14 protein-coding genes and 2 pseudogenes are annotated in these 15,365 nt (G+C 66.8%); 4 read left to right on the forward strand and 12 right to left on the reverse strand.

Translation table 11 applies throughout. The features are described from left to right. Nucleotides 1-42: 42 nt before the first annotated feature. From STBA_RS19205 to STBA_RS37850, 3 genes are all read right to left on the reverse strand, one after another. Nucleotides 43-1,110, reverse strand: a complete 1,068-nt coding sequence (locus tag STBA_RS19205) for an SMP-30/gluconolactonase/LRE family protein (protein WP_077060428.1) — start codon at nt 1,108-1,110, stop codon at nt 43-45. A gap of 61 nt (nt 1,111-1,171) precedes the next feature. Next, nucleotides 1,172-1,744 carry a hypothetical protein gene (locus tag STBA_RS19210; RefSeq protein WP_077060429.1) on the reverse strand — a complete coding sequence of 191 codons (573 nt, stop codon included), beginning with the start codon at nt 1,742-1,744 and terminating at the stop codon, nt 1,172-1,174. Next, nucleotides 1,741-2,187, reverse strand: a complete 447-nt coding sequence (locus STBA_RS37850; RefSeq protein WP_077060430.1) for a hypothetical protein — start codon at nt 2,185-2,187, stop codon at nt 1,741-1,743. The genes STBA_RS19210 and STBA_RS37850 overlap by 4 nt, the downstream gene beginning before the upstream one ends. Before the next feature lie 380 nt (nt 2,188-2,567). On the opposite strand from STBA_RS37850, the gene STBA_RS19220 reads away from it, so the two are divergent. Together STBA_RS19220 and STBA_RS38885 are read left to right on the forward strand one after the other, a co-directional pair. After that, the gene (locus STBA_RS19220; RefSeq protein WP_077060431.1) at nt 2,568-3,512 is read left to right on the forward strand and encodes an IS256 family transposase; all 945 of its coding nucleotides are present in this window, start codon (nt 2,568-2,570) and stop codon (nt 3,510-3,512) included. A gap of 217 nt (nt 3,513-3,729) precedes the next feature. Next, nucleotides 3,730-4,131: pseudogene (locus STBA_RS38885) on the forward strand (hypothetical protein); the annotation flags it as partial. Nucleotides 4,132-4,385: 254 nt separating this feature from the next. On the opposite strand, the gene STBA_RS37240 reads toward STBA_RS38885, so the two are convergent. The 4 genes from STBA_RS37240 to STBA_RS19240 are packed head-to-tail and all read right to left on the reverse strand — an operon-like array spanning nt 4,386 to nt 9,845. Next, nucleotides 4,386-5,489 (reverse strand): hypothetical protein, encoded by a 1,104-nt coding sequence (locus tag STBA_RS37240; RefSeq protein ID WP_143659519.1) that lies wholly within the window; start codon nt 5,487-5,489, stop codon nt 4,386-4,388. Then, a complete protein-coding gene (locus STBA_RS19230; protein ID WP_077060432.1) occupies nt 5,486-6,061 on the reverse strand; it encodes a DUF6262 family protein in 576 nt (191 codons plus the stop codon). The genes STBA_RS37240 and STBA_RS19230 overlap by 4 nt, the downstream gene beginning before the upstream one ends. Next, entirely contained in the window at nt 6,058-8,652 is a 2,595-nt protein-coding gene (locus STBA_RS35805; RefSeq protein ID WP_253194830.1) for a tyrosine-type recombinase/integrase, read from the reverse strand. The genes STBA_RS19230 and STBA_RS35805 overlap by 4 nt, the downstream gene beginning before the upstream one ends. Then, entirely contained in the window at nt 8,649-9,845 is a 1,197-nt protein-coding gene (locus STBA_RS19240) for a tyrosine-type recombinase/integrase (protein WP_077060433.1), read from the reverse strand. The genes STBA_RS35805 and STBA_RS19240 overlap by 4 nt, the downstream gene beginning before the upstream one ends. Before the next feature lie 117 nt (nt 9,846-9,962). Here STBA_RS19240 and STBA_RS38890 point away from each other — a divergent pair. Beyond that, nucleotides 9,963-10,154, forward strand: a pseudogene (locus tag STBA_RS38890) (hypothetical protein); the annotation flags it as partial. Between the two features lie 173 nt (nt 10,155-10,327). Beyond that, nucleotides 10,328-10,693, forward strand: coding sequence for a hypothetical protein (locus STBA_RS19245; RefSeq protein ID WP_143659520.1), 366 nt, complete (start codon nt 10,328-10,330; stop codon nt 10,691-10,693). Nucleotides 10,694-10,796: 103 nt separating this feature from the next. Here the strand turns inward: STBA_RS19245 and STBA_RS19250 are convergent, their stop codons facing one another. The 5 genes from STBA_RS19250 to STBA_RS19270 form a co-directional block, all read right to left on the reverse strand. Beyond that, nucleotides 10,797-11,216 carry an HK97 gp10 family phage protein gene (locus STBA_RS19250; protein WP_077060435.1) on the reverse strand — a complete coding sequence of 140 codons (420 nt, stop codon included), beginning with the start codon at nt 11,214-11,216 and terminating at the stop codon, nt 10,797-10,799. 111 nt (nt 11,217-11,327) lie between these two features. Beyond that, the gene (locus STBA_RS19255) at nt 11,328-11,867 is read right to left on the reverse strand and encodes a hypothetical protein (protein ID WP_077060436.1); all 540 of its coding nucleotides are present in this window, start codon (nt 11,865-11,867) and stop codon (nt 11,328-11,330) included. Further along, nucleotides 11,864-12,682 carry a hypothetical protein gene (locus STBA_RS19260; protein ID WP_077060437.1) on the reverse strand — a complete coding sequence of 273 codons (819 nt, stop codon included), beginning with the start codon at nt 12,680-12,682 and terminating at the stop codon, nt 11,864-11,866. The genes STBA_RS19255 and STBA_RS19260 overlap by 4 nt, the downstream gene beginning before the upstream one ends. Before the next feature lie 61 nt (nt 12,683-12,743). After that, nucleotides 12,744-13,547: a fibronectin type III domain-containing protein gene (locus STBA_RS19265; protein WP_107485076.1), complete on the reverse strand. Its 804-nt coding sequence runs from the start codon at nt 13,545-13,547 to the stop codon at nt 12,744-12,746. A gap of 3 nt (nt 13,548-13,550) precedes the next feature. Further along, nucleotides 13,551-15,353, reverse strand: a complete 1,803-nt coding sequence (locus STBA_RS19270; RefSeq protein ID WP_077060439.1) for a hypothetical protein — start codon at nt 15,351-15,353, stop codon at nt 13,551-13,553. Nucleotides 15,354-15,365 lie beyond the last annotated feature (12 nt).

Consider the following 15,365-nt stretch of genomic DNA (forward strand, 5'->3'; position numbering starts at 1 on the left):
AACGGGCGGGGCGTGCGCCAGCGCCCAGTAGCAGGATGCGAGCTACAGGCGCCGGATGCGCGGACGGAACAGACGTCTGCCGCGTTCGTGCACGGGAATGGCGAGGACCGCATGATGTGCGGATGGTCCGCCGAAGTAGGCCTGATTGGTTACCAGGATCTTCTTGCCGAGGAAGGAAACACTGGCGGGAAGATCATAGGGAACATCCAGGCGATCGTTCTCGGCAGGGGTGGCGGGGATGCGAGTGATCTCCCGCCCTTCTGGACTAAGAACGAGTATGGCGTTGGCTAGAGCCAGCGCGACATAGATCTTTCCAGAACACCCGATTGCAAAGCCATCGGGTGTCTCCCCAATATCCCCTTCCCAGAATATTTCGCGGCGCCCAGGATGCCCGTCACGACGTATCTCCAGAGTGTAGAGAAGTCCGTGAGCATTGGGGATCTCGCTGGGATCGCGGAGTTCGTGGGCGGACTGCGCAAACAGCAGTGTGCGTCCGTGGTCGAGGAAGCGGATGCCGTTGGGGCCGAACAACGAACGCAGATCTGGTGCGGTGTACCACGCCTCAGCAGAACCGCCGCCAGGAGCTACACGCCAGATCATGCCCTGGGTAAGGTTTGTGACATACAGAGTGCCGTCAGGGGCGAAGACGAGATCGTCCGGAACGGGCGGCTCATTGGCGGGGGTATCGGCGCTACCTCCGCTCGGGAGTTCGCTAGGACCAGGGGGAACCCCGGGAAGTTCAGCGTAGACGGACTGTTTCCGGGTTCGAGGGTCCAGGGTAAGTATCCGTGAGGGTGCCCGATCGAGGATATACACGATGCCGTCGTGATCTACTGCCAGCCCGAGAATGCCCTGGCCAGTCGGGTTCTGCCCCTCAATGGTGAAGTCGGCAGTGATCTCACCGCGGCGATTGTAGGCGTAGAGGTGAGAGGGGACGTTGGGAAGACCTGAGGAGTCCTGGTGCGTTCCCACATAGACAACGTTGCGATGGATGGCGATCCCTTCCGGGTGACCCGGGAAAGGGACGTGACCGAAAACGTCGGTGCGGAATGAGGGGTGTCGCCGGAGGAAGGGGGACATGCGGACCTCTTGGGCGTCGTTGCTGATCATTGATGCCCGGCCCACCAGCCAGCGGCTACCCGCGTAAAGGGTAGGCGCGTGTACGGGGGTGTCAGCCGTCCGCGAAGTCCTCGTGCTCGGCGAGAGCGGCGAGTTCGGCGGCCTGCTGTGCCAGGTCAGCGTCGCTGAATCCGGGCGGACGCGCGCCGGCCCGGATCATCTCCGGCGGCGGTGTGAAGACCCGCTGCTCCAGCCGCACGAGATCCTTCTCATCCCGGCATGCCGCACGCAGCCACGCCAGCACGGCCGCGCAGATGCGATGCGCCGGCGCGCCCGCCGGGTCGAACCCGTGTGTCACGGTCCACGCTGCGAAGTCGCGCCAGCGGGACTGCGCGGTGGCACACAACCGGATCGCCGCCCACCACGGCATCCCGTAGATCTCCTCGGCCAGACCAGTAGCGATCCGCCAAGTCGTCCGCCAGCTGATCGGACCGAGCGGGTCACGAAGCTCGGACATCCACACCCCCCGGCATTCAGCGGCCAGCAGGCCGGGAACGATCTCGGGCCACTGGCCGGCGGCGGCGATCCCGGCCAGCACACTGCCGTCGTCAGGGAGATCGAGCGCGTACTCGACGCCGTCGACCGTGAACCACAGGCGCCCCGCACCGGCAGGGCCGAACCTCATGCCCGCGCGCGCGGCGGGGTGCGCGTTCCCTTGCCCTTCTTCCGGACCGCGTTCTTGGCCGCCGTCGCCTGCCGCTTCGGTTCCGGCTCGGCCAAGCCCATCTCCTCGCGCTGTGCCCGGAGGTCGGGCTCGTAGTGCTCGCTGACGAGGTTGAGCAGGTGAAGGACGTATCGCAGGGTGACGCGGCGGTTGCCCAGGTCGAGCACCTTCGCCAGCAGCTGGTCCGCATCCTCTGGTGTGAACAGGCTCTGGAGGATCTGATGGACCGCCTCGCGCTGAGCGGCCGGGTCGCTCGCACGTTCCTGGAGCTCCGCCAGGATCAGGCCGACGCTGTCCTTCGGGCAGTGCGCCTGGTACACCTCCCCGTCGATCCGGACGGGAACGGGAGGTAGATCGTCCGGGGCATAGCCAGCATCGGCATCGATGACGAAGTCGGTAGGCACAGCTCTTCCCCCTTGTTCGGGAGCCCGGCCCACCAGCCAGCGGCTTGCGCGCGGGAGGGTAGAGGCGTGTACGCCGCGGCGCGCTGGATGGCTGCGGTGGAGAGCCGTGCGCTCGAGCGGCCAAGCAGCAGTGAGGCATCCCGTCGACGCTGGCTCACCACCACTTCTTGGCACTCTGTTGCAACTCCCGGCGGCCCCCAAGGCGTATAAGCATGTTGACAACCGGTTTTCAAAACTCTTAAAATGGGAGCTGTCGGCTTGGTTGCTTGTCCAAACCGTCCACCGAGCGAGCGAGATTCACGTTGATCACCAAGTGGCCGTCCGAATGGCGTCGCGCACGCCCCTCCGGGAACGTTTCAATCTGATTCAAGGAAGTGGTCATGACTATCTCGGGAAACCCCGAGGAAGAGTACGCCGGGCCGGAAGAGGAGGTGCTGTCCCTCGTCTCGCTGGGCCTGTCTTATGCGGCGATTGCCGAACATTTTCGCAGGCAGCATGGAGTTGTCGTCCCCTCGGAACGTATCGCTGCCATGGCGAGCAGCGCCGACCCGGAGATGTCAGAATGGTTGCAGCGGCCACTGGACTCTGTCTATGTGGTGATGTGGGTCGATGCCATCCGGCTCAAAATTCGAGGGACTGAGATGGCGAACAGGCCGGTATATGTCGTCTTTGCGATCGACGTCAACGGGCGCAGGGACATTCTCGGCCTGTGGGTTGGTGACGGCAGAGCGGAGAGCGCCCGATTCTGGCTACGGGTCCTTACCGAGGTTCAGAACCGTGGGGTTTCTGATGTTCTCCTCTTGGCTTGTGACGGTCTGCCTGGGCTGCCGCAGGTTGTGAACACTGTCTGGCCAGAGGCGCTGGTCCAGCGCTGCATAGTCCACTTGGTGCGTCGAAGCTGGGAGCTGGCGGGAAAGCAGCGGCACTGGGCGAAAGTGGGGCCAGCCCTGAGAAGAGTTTTTAATGCTCCGACGATGATGCGCGCTATGGATGCGCTGGAGGAATTTGAAGATGAGTGGGGCGAAAGATTCCCGGCCATCGTCAAACTGTGGCGCAAGGATTGGGCGGACATCAGTCCGTTCCTGGAGCTTCCCTTTCACGTGCGTCGCATCGTGAGTTCGACGAATCCGGTCGAATCGCTTAACGCCAAAATCAGGAAAGTCTCCAATGTGCGGATCTATTTTCCCGATGAGGCATCAGCATTGCGAACGCTGTATCTCGCCATGGTCAAGTATTGGAGCCCTCGTTCCATGCGGGAATGGCCTGAGGCGCTGAACGTCTTCCACACCTATTTCCCCGGGCGTCTCTTTCTGGACGCAGACTGAGGGGCGTGGTGTAGGCGTGTAATCGTGCTTCCCGGGAGACCCCCCCGCACAGCGCCCCTCGGGGGACCGGCCGACTGCGGTCGGTGTAGACGGTCTCGGCTGGGGCGCCGACGCGGGTTCGCCCATGGTGCCCGTCTGGAACCGCCGGGGGTCGAGCGGCTCCCTCCGTAGCCGTCATCCGACAGCAGCGGAGGGCGCCGCTACGCTGAACGACCTGATGAACTTGCAAGGGAGGAGCACCGTCGTGAGTCGGCCCCTTCTCTACCTTGACGTGGACGGCCCGCTGAATCCGTACGCTGCGAAGCCGGAGCGTCGCCCAGAGGGCTATACGACACACCGGGTGAGGCCCGAGAGCTGGATCGCCCAGCACCCGGGAAAGCCCCGGGTGTACATCAAGCCACTTCGGATCTGGCTCAACCCCAGCCACGGCCGACAACTTCTGCAACTGGCCGAGGTATACGACCTGATCTGGGCGACCACTTGGGGCGACGAGGCGAACACGTTCATCTCTCCGGTCCTCGGGCTGCCCGAGCTGCCGGTTGTGGACTGGCCCACGATGCATGACGCGGGGCCAGACGGGACGTTCTGGAAGACGCGCCACCTTGTCGCGCACGCGGCTTTACCGACTGCTAGGGCGTTCGCTTCGATGCCGAGGTGCGCAGATGCGTCGCGGGCATGTGCGGGATGGGGACCGTCATTCAGTCTGGCGGGCCGGTTCTCGCTGTTCCGTACACGGTTCTGACGAATTTGGAGTCGGCAGGGGAATTTGTTCACTGCAGGGCATGTAAAACAAGAAGGTATTCTAGGATCGGCAGCGAGAAGGGCACGTTACCTGAGACGACGAGTAAGCAAGAGTGAGCCGCGAGCGGGTCTTCACGACCCACTCCCACCACTCACGCCAAGTGCATCTCGCAAATCAGGAATCGCCGCAATCTCCTCCTCGATCTGCGGCGCCTGATCACTTTCATTCCCACCTGCAGTTGCATAGACATCGACCAGCTCACGAAGATGTCGCTCATGCGCGTCCAGGCAGCTACGAACCGCCTCCAACGGCTCCATCTCGCGCCCTCGCCATTTGAGGAGCCGTGGCGATTCTGAGGACAAACCCCTACTCCTCAACGCCTCCAACTCCTGCAATGTCCACGCTTCCTGGCATTGAGCCAGCAGCTTCCCAAGTTCGGAGCGGAGGTAGTTGATGGCTGCCCTTCGGGGATAAAATAGAACCGGCGACTGAAGCGTTTCATTGAAAGCGGCAACTCTTGTCGCGTTATAGACAACGGTCACGCGCGCCTTGAATGAAGCAACGGCCGGCCACTGCGACGTAGACAAGGAAGGTGACCAATCTAGACACACTCTGTCTACACTGCTCGGTTTCAACTCTTGGGAAAGTGGTATAGGAACTAGCACTTCTTTCGGCAGTTGGCGAATAAGTTGCTCTGCGCGGACATAAGCCCCGTATCTTGCCGACCATTCTGTCAGGTTCGCCCTGCTCAGGATGTCCTCCGACGGATCCCGGAGCCGAGGCATCTCCGTACCTGTGTGGTAAATAATTTCGGAGAGTTCCAGTTTCAGGGCATGAACATACGCTGGCTGTCCACCGTTATTAAGTAGCTTGACGTCGATGATTAACTCTGGGAGAGGCTGGCCTAGGCTGGCCCGTTCCGCAGGCTCAAGGTTGCGCGGTTCAACCAAGGCGACATCAACGAGCATGACGTGCGCCTTGGTTGGGGTGCGAGCCTTCGTTGCCGCCCAAGCGCCGATTAGGGCACCTATGATGGTGCCTAGCCCTCCGATCACTGCCTCCTGCATGGCAAGACTGTACGGGTTCAGGACGGGGGAACGCCGCGCTTCGTGAGCGATCGCGCCAGTCGGCAGACCAAGGTGATAAGTCCAGAAACCGTCCGCGGCCAGGTCGGCCAAGCGCCGCCACACCTGTTCACGGTCGAGTCGGTTCGGGAAGCCAGTCGAGGTGGTCATGTCTGTCCATATTCGAGGAGTTGGGCTTCGAGGTCGGCGATGCGTTTCTCGGCGAATCGGAGGTTGGAGCGGGCGCCTTCGATCCGTTCCTGGAGCTTGCGGTGCTCCTGGGTGAGCTGGTGGATACGGTGCTTGAGGGTGGTGTTCTCGGTGGCCAGCTGCTGGACGGACTCGCCGGGGACCATCTGGTCGAAGTCGCGGATCTGTCCCATGAGCTCACCGATCCGCTGCCGCTGGGCGAAGACCTCGTTCTGGGTGCGGGTCAGCTCGGCCTCGGCGTTCAAGGCACGCTCCCGCCAGGACGCCTCGATCCGCTCGTGCTGTTCCTGCCCGAGACGGTCGCGCTGGCTGCGGCTATCGGCGAGTGCGGTCTTCACGATGGCGCGAGCGTCGGTGTTCTCGTAGAGGAACGTGGCGGACACCCCGGCTCGTTCGGCGATGGCGCGGACGGTCAGGCGTCCGCGTTCGCGGCGGAGCTGGCCGATAGCCTTCTCGACCTGGGCGAGCTTGGTCTGGGTCTGCTGGCGACGGGCTGCGATAGCGGCCCTGGTGGATTCGGGTCCGGAGCTCATGCGGCTGTCCCAGTGTCCTCGCGGGCGAGTTCCTGGGCCCGGAACGCGGTGCTCCAAACGCGACCGAAGTAGTCCTGGGGCCGTCGCAGATCGAGGGCGAGGGCTTCCTCGAGGAGGCCGACAGCTTCCAGTGCTCTTTCCAGGCCGGCGATTGCCTGAGCGGTGGGCTCGAAGGCCTCGTGCAGGTAGTCCGCGGTCGCGCTGTCCGGGGCCCGCTCTGCAAGGATCCGCCACTGCTCCCGTTTGCGGTGCCAGTAGACGAGGTCGGCGCCGGTCATGACGAACTTGTCGCAGCTGTGGCAGTTGAGCTTCCAGGGACATGCATCTCCGTCGACGACGGGCTGGAAGGTGCAGAAGCCTCCTTCGGCCGGTGTCGACTTGCGGGTGAGATCGACCAGCATGGCTTCGGCTTCTTCCCTGGTCATGGGCTCGCCGGTGGTCAGCAAGGTTCCTGGTTCCGGGGTGCCCGGACCGGCGACCCAGATGGCGTTGAGGGCGTCGTTGAGCCGGGAATCGGTGTGGGCGAGATGGACGTAGTGCTCGGCCATTCGTTCGGAGACCTGGCCGAGGTAGCGCTTGACGTGAGTGAGGTCGGCGCCGTTGCGCAGGAGCTGGGTGGCCAGGGTGTGCCGCGTCTGGTGCGGGACGCAGTGTCCGATGTCGAGGGAGATCACCCATGTGCGGAAGAGGCGGTGGAACCATCCGTAGCTCACGCCCTTCAGGCATTCGCGGTTGGCGGTCCGCCGCGGGAAGAGCGCGATCTGCGACCTCTCCTCGGCGTTTGGCTCGTGCCCTTGCCGCTGGACGAAGCGGGCGATCGTGGTGGCCTGCCGTCGCTCGATGGTCTGGTAGAGGCGTTCGGGGATGCGGATCGCGGCGTCGAGGTTGCCGACCTTCGTCTGGTCGTGCCAGAACAGCGGGACTCCGTTGTGGCGGCTGATGCAGTTCAAGCGGGCGTTGAGGACTTCCTTGCAGCGCCGGCCGGTGAAGACGAGCGTCTCCCAGGCATCCCGCAGGCCCCTGTCGCCGGGATCGCCGGCCGCCAGGCGGGCCAGGTTGTCGGGGTGGGCGAGGGCACGGGCGACGTCGTCGGGGAAGGGACGCCGGCGCCCGGACTTGATGCCGCTGGTGGGGAGCGCGACAGTGAACGTGCGGTGCAGTCCGGCGCGTTCGGCCTCGCCCGACTCGAGTGCCTCTCGAAGGAGCTGGCGAAGGCCGTTGAGGAGCTGGCCGACGGACATTTTCGTCATCCTGGTCGGCTTCTGGCCACCTCTTCGGGTGGGGAAGGCGAGCGAGGGCAGTCCATGTTCGGCGCGGTGGCGCTGGTCGGTGAGGAAGTCGATCATGTGGTCCGCGGTCAGCAGCGTGGGGTCGTGACCGCCCTCCGGCGCCTGGGCCTCAAGGTAGGCACTCAGTTCCATGCAGCCGCGCCGTCTGGTCTCGAGGGGGTTCCGGCTGCGGGGAGGAGCCTTAACCAGTCGGTCTGCCAGAGACTCCCAGAGCAGGTCACGTAGCCAGCGCTGCGAGATGCCGCTGAGGTCGAAGAGGCCGTCGCATTCCTCGATTCGGACGCCGAAGTGCCCCAGATCGATGAAGCCCGCGTCCTTGGTGTCCTGCCGGGTGAAGTAGATCAGGCGTAGATAGCGCAGCATCGTCTTCACGATCTTGCGTGAGACCTGTCGGCAGCGTCCGAGGTCGAGATCCGCCAGCGAGTCGGCCCCCTGCCGACGGCAGTCCTCCGCGACGTGCTGGAGCCACTGGACAGGCCACGGGTTGCCTTCCACGGGCATCTGCGTGTGCTGGAACATCGACCACTGGATCTCACGCTTCACCAGCGGACGCAGACGAAGCAGGCTCAGGCAGCCGTTCATCCGCGCGATCGGGCCGGTCTCGGTGCACCACCGCCGGAATCGGGCTTCATCGGTGTAGGTCACCGGGACGGGCTTGCCGAGGTCGGCCAGCCATCTGCCCCAGTTCTTCGGGAGATCGGCGCCGCCGGGCCGCCCCTCGCTCTTGTAGCGGTAGCGGTGCCGACTGCACAGCCCCAGAGGGCTCACGGCCTGGTCGGGACAGACATCGACCCGGCACTGGCCGAACGGCACGAATGCGGACTCGGAAGCCAACCACACGTCGAGTTCGGCAGGTTGTCCCTGCCGTTGCTGCCGCAGACGGTGCTGATACCAGCGGTCCACGTGCAGCTTGCACAACCCGATCGAGCTGGCCGCCGGAATCCCCGGACAGATCAGACAGTCCGGCGGGTCGTGCCATGACACGGTCGGCAAAGGCCGGGCGTTTTGGAGGAAGGCGTTGAGCCCCTGGCCTTCCCGTTTCAGGTTCCGCCACTCGACATCATGGTTGAAGCAGAAGTCGGCCGTGGCCTCCCGTCCCCGTTGGCACTCCGGAACACCGCAGATCCATCCATAGACGGGATGGTCTCCGGGGACCTTGATGACGTCCGGGCGGAACAGCGGGTCGAAGGTGGGCGCGTCCATCAAGGCGGTGAGGAGTTCCAACCGGTCCCGCGTGGTGCGTCCGTCCCGCCCGGGAACGATGACCGGCAAGGCCCGCAGTGCCGGTGCAGGGTGCGTCATTCGTCCTCACCCCAGACGGCCTGGAGAGCAGCCGTGAACTCGGGCGAGTGCAGGTCGGGATGGCCGTAGACCTCATCGACCATCCTGGCCGACGCCCAGTTCCCGACGGCCTTGGCCACCATCGAGTCGCCGTTCGTGACGTCCAGCACGTCGTTGGTGATCTGGTGGCGAAACGCCTTGGGCGTGATCCTCCCGGGCAGCCCGGCCCTACGGCCGGCCCGGCGCAGCATCCCCCGGGCGGCATCCGCGCTCCAGGGCTCTCCACGGTTCGGGCCGGCCAGCTGGATCAGCAGCATCCCGTGCCCCGTGGCGTACGCCGCGTACTCCGTCGTCATGTACTTGAAGTAGCTGCTGATCATGGCGGGGCTGGCGCGGTAGATCTCCCCGCCGGTGATCACCCCGTCGACCGCCTTCCAGTCCGGCTTGATCTTCGCGGCGGCCCGATTCGGGTTGCCCCAGCGATGACAGACATGCAGGTGAGGGCTCTTGCATTCGCCGCAGGCCGCGTTCTCCCGCAGGTGCAGGTCCATCAGGTGTAGCCCAGCCAGCCCGCCCGGTCGCAGGCTTGTGTCCGACAGCCACTGCAGGACCATCTCGTCGCGGGCCGTGTTCAGCACGCCTCGCAACTCCTCCTTGGCCCCGTCCGGCAGCATCTTCGGGTGCCGACGACGCGGCGGCCGCTTCGGAGCCAACGGGTTGGCCGCCATCGACGTCTTCACGTGCCCCAACAGAGCCCGGTCCCGGTCCACCCTCGTCGGCAGCCGAGTGACCGCAAGGGCCTCCCTCAGCTCATTGTTCACGCCCTTGCTGGCGCACGCGTTGAGGTAGAAGCCCTTGAGACATGCCGCCGCGACCTGGAGAGCCGAGGCGCCGTACGGACGTTGAGGAGGCACCCGCCACGGCTGCCCGTAGGGCATCGGCACGTGGGCACCCACCGCCCCCATGTAGCGGTGCAGGTCACTCATCGTGATCGTCTCGGTGGTCAGCCCCTCCCGGATCCGCCACCGCAAGTGATCCACCAACGAGTAGGCGTACGTCTTCTGCGACCCCGACCCTTCGAACGGCCGCAGATACGAGTCCGCCTCCGCGTCGACCGTGCAGTCCGGCCCCACGATCGTGTACGACCTGCCACCACCAGCCCTCTCGAGCACCTGCACCCGCAGGTCCCCGAGGACCACTCGACTACGTGCCACCCCTGCCTCCCCGATCGATCTCCCTCACGTATCGAAAGGAACGGAGAGAGTCGGTTAACCGGCACGGGTCGCCAGTAGAGAACACCCGAACGATGGACACGAACACTCACAGGCCAGTTGGTAAACGCCTCCGACAGGCCCTTCGCCTGGATTGACGACGAGCTGAGCGACACCGACCGAACCTACGTCGCCGCACACCACCGAAAGCCGGCGCTGCTCCATCATGTCGATGCGCGACTGGGCCTGCGTGACCCCGACTTTGCGACGCTCAGCGCCTTCGCTCACACCACGAGTTCGTCTGTGACGTGAGCCGACGAAGTCCTAACTTCGCGCGAGAGGCGGTGTTCGGCGTAGCGCCGGTGTCACCTCCCTCGCACCACGGGCCTGACGTTCCGAGCATCGACGGCCTGACGTATGAGACCGGCCGCTGGACCGGCGATGACGTGAGCGTCGTCTCGGCGCACACCAGATGGAGGAGAAGCGTGACGGAGAGACAGCAGCCATCAGCAGTCGGAAGGCAGTTTGTCGACGAGGATGGTCGCCGCGGAGTCGTGGCCGTTCTGGAGTCCGGAACTGTCGCCGAACTCCGCACCGGACAGCCGGTCTTTCTGGACCTGAACCTCATCGGCATGGGCCGCTGGCCCTTGGGGCTCTGTGATGGGGGGTGGATGGAGCGGCACCCCGACGTTGGCCTGGTAGCGCCCGGCCCCGTGATCCACCTGACCGGCGAGGAGTTCGCCGACCTCGCAGCTGGTCAGACCGTACACCGGTCAATCGAGGTAACACCCCTCTGGGCTTCGTTCCCGCTCCGGCTCACCCAGGTCGACAGCCTCGCCGATCCGGCGTGATACAGAACCCCTCATGGCGGCGAGCTCCACAATGAATCACCCTCCGGTAGCGTGCAAAGAACCGGTTTTCAACATTCCTTTAGCGGAATCGGTGCTGCCTGTGTCAATCCCGCCGCACTGGCCACGGCGAGGCGGCGAGAAGGCCGTCCATCAGGAAGGGCCGTGGGCGTTGACCTTCCACCTGCCGCGCGAAGACACGTTCGCCGCTGCCCAAGTCCCGCCAGGTCAACACCTGCCGTCGAACGGGGCGTATCGGTCGTCGGCGCGGCCCATACACACCGGTCCCCTCATGAACGTACCGCGCGTAGTCCAGGTCGCTGAACACCTCACCCAGCACTTCTCCCGGTCGGTCGGTGATCTCGGACTGGATGCTGGCACGGAGCGGGCCGTTGCCTGGACAGCGCGCGCGTGCGGAGGCTTCGACCGCCTCGGTGACCTCTCGAACCATGGTGCCGACCCAGCCTGCTGCGGACAGTTCACGGTCGATCACGCCGTTGTCCAGCTCGATGCGGATCTCGCTCATCGCAGATCACCCAGTCTCTTGCTGCTCGTCCTGTGGTGGCCGACTCGCTACCTGCGTACCGGCCGAGCCGCGGACGTGCCGGTCTTCCCCCTCACCGCGCATCGCCTTCGTCTACGCCTCGACGGTGATCGTCAGCAGGACTCCGGCGCAGCCACCTTGGGGGCCAAGGGGGCGTTCGGTGTCGGGTTCGACGGTCACGTCCTGCAGGGCTGAGCAGCAGGCCACCGCTTCGCGGAGCAGGCGGGCGTCGGCGAGGAAGCCCCAGAACTCGGCCGCGCGCTGCTGGCAGTCCGGGGCTGATTGGCCGTCCGGGGCGGTGACGGCGACGCAGCGGGTCACGCCGAGTTCGATTACGTGGCGTCCGCGCCAGGACAGGCAGCCGCGGGAGGTGCGCCGGTTTCCGGCGAGGTCGGCGACCGGGTCGCGGCGGATCCAGCGCACCCATGCCTGTCCGTGGCCGCCGTCGCAGTCGCAGCCGCACCAGTCCAGGGCGGGGAGGCGTTCGCCCCAGGTGAGGCAGCAGGAGCAGACCGGCCGTTCGGCTGCGGTCAGCGTTGCGCACAGACAGGCGTGCAGGCCGGACAGGATCGGGCCGAGGAGCGGGTCGGCGTCCGGGGGCAGGAGAGGCTCGTGCTCGACTGGCTGGGTCATCGCTTGGCTCCTGGGGGATAGCGACGCGACAGGGGCGCTGGGGGAAGGTCGAGGGAGTAGACGGCCGGGCGTTGCTGGCCGGGGGTGGGGTTGACCAGTTGGACCCAGGAGTAGATGTGCGGCATGTGGGTGCGCAGCGTCTCGGCCCAGTCCCCGTCCGGCACGATGTCGTAGGTCACGCCCTCGCGCTGAACGGTGCGCACGCCGCGCGGCAACGCACAGCCGGTGGCGCCTGGGGTGCACGCTTTGTCGATCTCGCAGGCAAGGCGGCCGACCGCGCGGCGTCCGCCGATGGGCACCTCGAGGCCGCGCAGGTAGGTGACGGAAAGCGTTCCCGGGGCGGTGTCCGGCAGCGTGAGGTCCTGGTGGTGCGGCCAGCACGCCCCGTCCGTACGTGCGAGGAGCGCGCCGACCGCCCGAGGAAGCACGGCGTAGGCGGTGGTTGGCAACTCAGTGCCGGCGTGGCGTACGGCGAGCACGCTGTGCACCGGCCCGTGCAGGTAGATGGCGCAGCGGGGGGTGCACCCGCATCGCGTCTGTCCGCAGCCGCAGGGCGTCTCGCCCCAGTGCCCGGCGCCGAGCCCGGGAGACGTCCTGCCGGGGGATGACGCCGCGCACCGGATGCCGCAGGGGCGTTCGACCTCCTCGCACAACCCGTATCGCCCTCCGGTCAGCCGCCAGAGCACGTCGGTGGCCTCCTGCACGGCCGCGAGGTGATCCTCGGTCCACTCCCCGGGGTCGTCCGGCCAGCCGGGGCAGCAGGACGGATCGACCGGCCACGGGGCGCAGGGACCGTCCTGCACCTGATCCGGCATGGCTCTCTCCATCTATGTCTGCGGTTCGGCCGGCACCGAGTGGTGCCGGCCGAACCGGCAGCTACTTCGGCTCCGTCTCCTTCTTCTCCGGGCTGCTGGCGCGTCTCGGCTCGGAGCGGCGTGCCGACGCCTGCGGCCGCGGCTGCGACTGTGGCGGCGGGGTCTGCTGGCCCGGAGGCGGGGACTGGGGCTGCTCAGGTTCCGGCTCGGGAGCGGGCGGAGCCGGGGGCTGCGGCTCCTCGTTCCCGTCCTGGTCGGGGGCTGCGGTAGCGATGGTGATGGGCACCGTCGCAGCGGTGAGCACGCGTGCCGAGCCGTGGCCGACCGCGCCCTGGACGCTGAACTCGTAGGTGGTGTCCGGCTCCAGGCGGCGGATCGGCACGACGCGTTCGTAGCCGCGCAGTTCCTTCTTCAGCCAGTCGTGCTCGGGCTCGTCCTCGGTGGCCTGGGCCCGGTAGCGCAGCACCCAGCCGTCCGGCTCGGTACGCTCCTGTGAGTTTCCCGAGTAGTCCCAGGCGATGACGATGGTGTCGGTGGTCGGCTCGCCCTTGGCGCCGAGGCCCTCGACGACCATGTCGTACTCGATGCCGTGATCCGGGTGGATCCCGTCCACCTCGAAGACGGTCGGCTCCACCCAGACCATGCGGTCGATGCCGGGCTCGATCGGCTGTGAACCCTCGGCGAGGACGAGGTCGCCGTGGTCGCCCGCGAACACCTCGGCCGGGATGTGGACGTAGGAGACCGGGTTGCCGATGTGGTACCGGATGCGGCTGCGGTCTTCCTGCGCCCACCACATCACCCGCTGGAGCACGGCCGCTCGGGTGTCGGGATGGACGACGAGGTAGGTACCGGTCATACGGGGCATGGGCTATCGCCTCCTTGGCCGACTCGACCGGCGGCTGCGCGGCGCGGCGGCTGGCAGCGGGATGGTGACCTGCTGCTCGGTGCAGCGCGCCGGCTCGGCCCCGGACACGCAGACGGTGACGGTGTGCGCGCCGGGGGCCAGGACCTGTTCCGCGGTGACGCCGCTGGCCGGGACGTCCACGACCGGCTGGTCATCCCACTGGATCGTGTAGGTCTCGCTGTCGGTCACGGTCACCGTGATCACAGCTGAGTTCGCCGCCTGGCCGGGGGCGACGGTGAACTGCGGGCCGGTTCCCGGCTGCTGACCGCCCGGGGTGAACGTGGTGCTCGCGATCACGGCCAGGTCGGCGGTCGAGGTCGCCGTGATCGTCTGGTCGCCGGAGATGTTCTCGTCGTAGGCGTGGGTGGACTGCGTCTGCCCGGCGGGAACGACAGTGACCGGCGTGCCGTCGCCCCAGTCCACCTCGATGTCCGCCTCCGCCGGGAACCCGGTGAGGGTGATCAGCGCGGTGCGGCCGGTGGCATCGGACGGGTCGGCCTCCGCAGTCAGGGTCGGCTCCGGGGGCTCCTGACCGCCGCCCGGGGTGAACGTGGCGCTGGCTGTCACGGACGGGTCGGCCTGGCTGGTGACCGTGATCGCCACCTCGCCGGTGACGCTCTCGGCGAAGGCGTGGGTCGCCTCAGCCGTGCCGGCCGGCAGCGACTCCGGCTGTGTGCCGTCGCCCCAGTCCACCGTCAGCGCGTCCGCGGCCGGGAATCCGGAGAGGGTGATCAGCGCGGTGCGGCCGGTGGCGTCCGCCGGGTCGGCCTCCGCAGTCACCGTCGGCTCGGCGGGAGCCCCCTCACCGGGGGTGAAGGCGGCGTTGGCCCGAAGCTGTGGGTCCGTCTCGGAGGTGAGGGTGATGGTCACCGTCCCCGTGACGTCCTGTGCGTAGGCGTAGGTGAGTTCCCCCTCGGCCGGGTGCCCGGTCTCCGGAGCCGTGCCGTCGCCCCAGTCGATCGCCACCGTGCTGTCGGCGGGGAAGCCGCTGTAGGACAGGAGCGCGGTGCGGCCGGTGGGGTCGCTGGCGTCGGCGGTTGCCTGGGCGGTTGGCTCCGTCCCGCCGCCGTCGAACGGCACGGTGACCTGCTGGCTCGTGGTGCGGGAGGCGTCGACCGTGTCGGTGGCGGTAACGGCGTAGTCGCCCGGGGTGGTGAACGCGTGACCGGTGGGCGTCTGCCCGTCGCCGGGGTTGGTCTGCGGCTCGGTGCCGTCGCCGAAGTCGACCAGCGCCTGATTGCCCTGGTTGTCGATCAGCGCGTTCACCGACATCCCGGTGGTGTCGGCGGTGTCCTCCTCGATGGTGAGCGTGATGTCGGCGACCTCGCCGAACGGCACGGTCACCTGAGCGGTGCCGGTGCGGGTGGTGTCGTCGGCGTCCCTGGCGGTGACGGTGTAGTCGCCGGGGGCCGCGTACGGGTGGGGCGTCGCCTCCTGGCCGTCACCGGAGTTGGACCCTGCGGGGGTGCCGTCGCCGAAGTCCAGGGTCACGGGGCCCTGGCCTCGGTTGTCCACGGTGATGGAGGCGGTCATGCGCGAGGCGTCGGTGGTGTCCTCGCCGGCGGTGACCTCCATCTCCTCCGGCTCGCCCCCGACGTCGAAGGGCAGGGTGAACGTGACTTCGGTGCGCGCCTGGGGGTTGTCGGCGTCGGCGACGACGGCGGTCTTCGCCCCGGGGGTGGCGTACTGGTGGGAGACCTGCCCCTGCTCGGGGCCGTTCTCCACCGGGCTGCCGTCGCCCCAGTCGATCGTGGTCGGTCCAGCCATGGCGATTCTTCT

This window comes from Streptomyces sp. MP131-18 (genome assembly GCF_001984575.1).
GTDB classification, from domain to species: Bacteria; Actinomycetota; Actinomycetes; order Streptomycetales; family Streptomycetaceae; genus Streptomyces; species Streptomyces johnsoniae.

What these genes read in the sequence shown, in the direction of transcription:
- STBA_RS35805 (WP_253194830.1), bottom strand. Translation starts at nt 8,652, where the DNA reads ATGACGCACCCTGCACCGGCACTGCGGGCCTTGCCGGTCATCGTTCCC.
- STBA_RS19220 (WP_077060431.1), top strand. Translation starts at nt 2,568, where the DNA reads ATGACTATCTCGGGAAACCCCGAGGAAGAGTACGCCGGGCCGGAAGAG.
- STBA_RS37240 (WP_143659519.1), bottom strand. Translation starts at nt 5,489, where the DNA reads ATGACCACCTCGACTGGCTTCCCGAACCGACTCGACCGTGAACAGGTG.
- STBA_RS19270 (WP_077060439.1), bottom strand. Translation starts at nt 15,353, where the DNA reads ATGGCTGGACCGACCACGATCGACTGGGGCGACGGCAGCCCGGTGGAG.
- STBA_RS19255 (WP_077060436.1), bottom strand. Translation starts at nt 11,867, where the DNA reads ATGACCCAGCCAGTCGAGCACGAGCCTCTCCTGCCCCCGGACGCCGAC.
- STBA_RS19205 (WP_077060428.1), bottom strand. Translation starts at nt 1,110, where the DNA reads ATGATCAGCAACGACGCCCAAGAGGTCCGCATGTCCCCCTTCCTCCGG.
- STBA_RS19230 (WP_077060432.1), bottom strand. Translation starts at nt 6,061, where the DNA reads ATGAGCTCCGGACCCGAATCCACCAGGGCCGCTATCGCAGCCCGTCGC.
- STBA_RS19260 (WP_077060437.1), bottom strand. Translation starts at nt 12,682, where the DNA reads ATGCCGGATCAGGTGCAGGACGGTCCCTGCGCCCCGTGGCCGGTCGAT.
- STBA_RS19265 (WP_107485076.1), bottom strand. Translation starts at nt 13,547, where the DNA reads ATGCCCCGTATGACCGGTACCTACCTCGTCGTCCATCCCGACACCCGA.
- STBA_RS19210 (WP_077060429.1), bottom strand. Translation starts at nt 1,744, where the DNA reads ATGAGGTTCGGCCCTGCCGGTGCGGGGCGCCTGTGGTTCACGGTCGAC.
- STBA_RS19250 (WP_077060435.1), bottom strand. Translation starts at nt 11,216, where the DNA reads ATGAGCGAGATCCGCATCGAGCTGGACAACGGCGTGATCGACCGTGAA.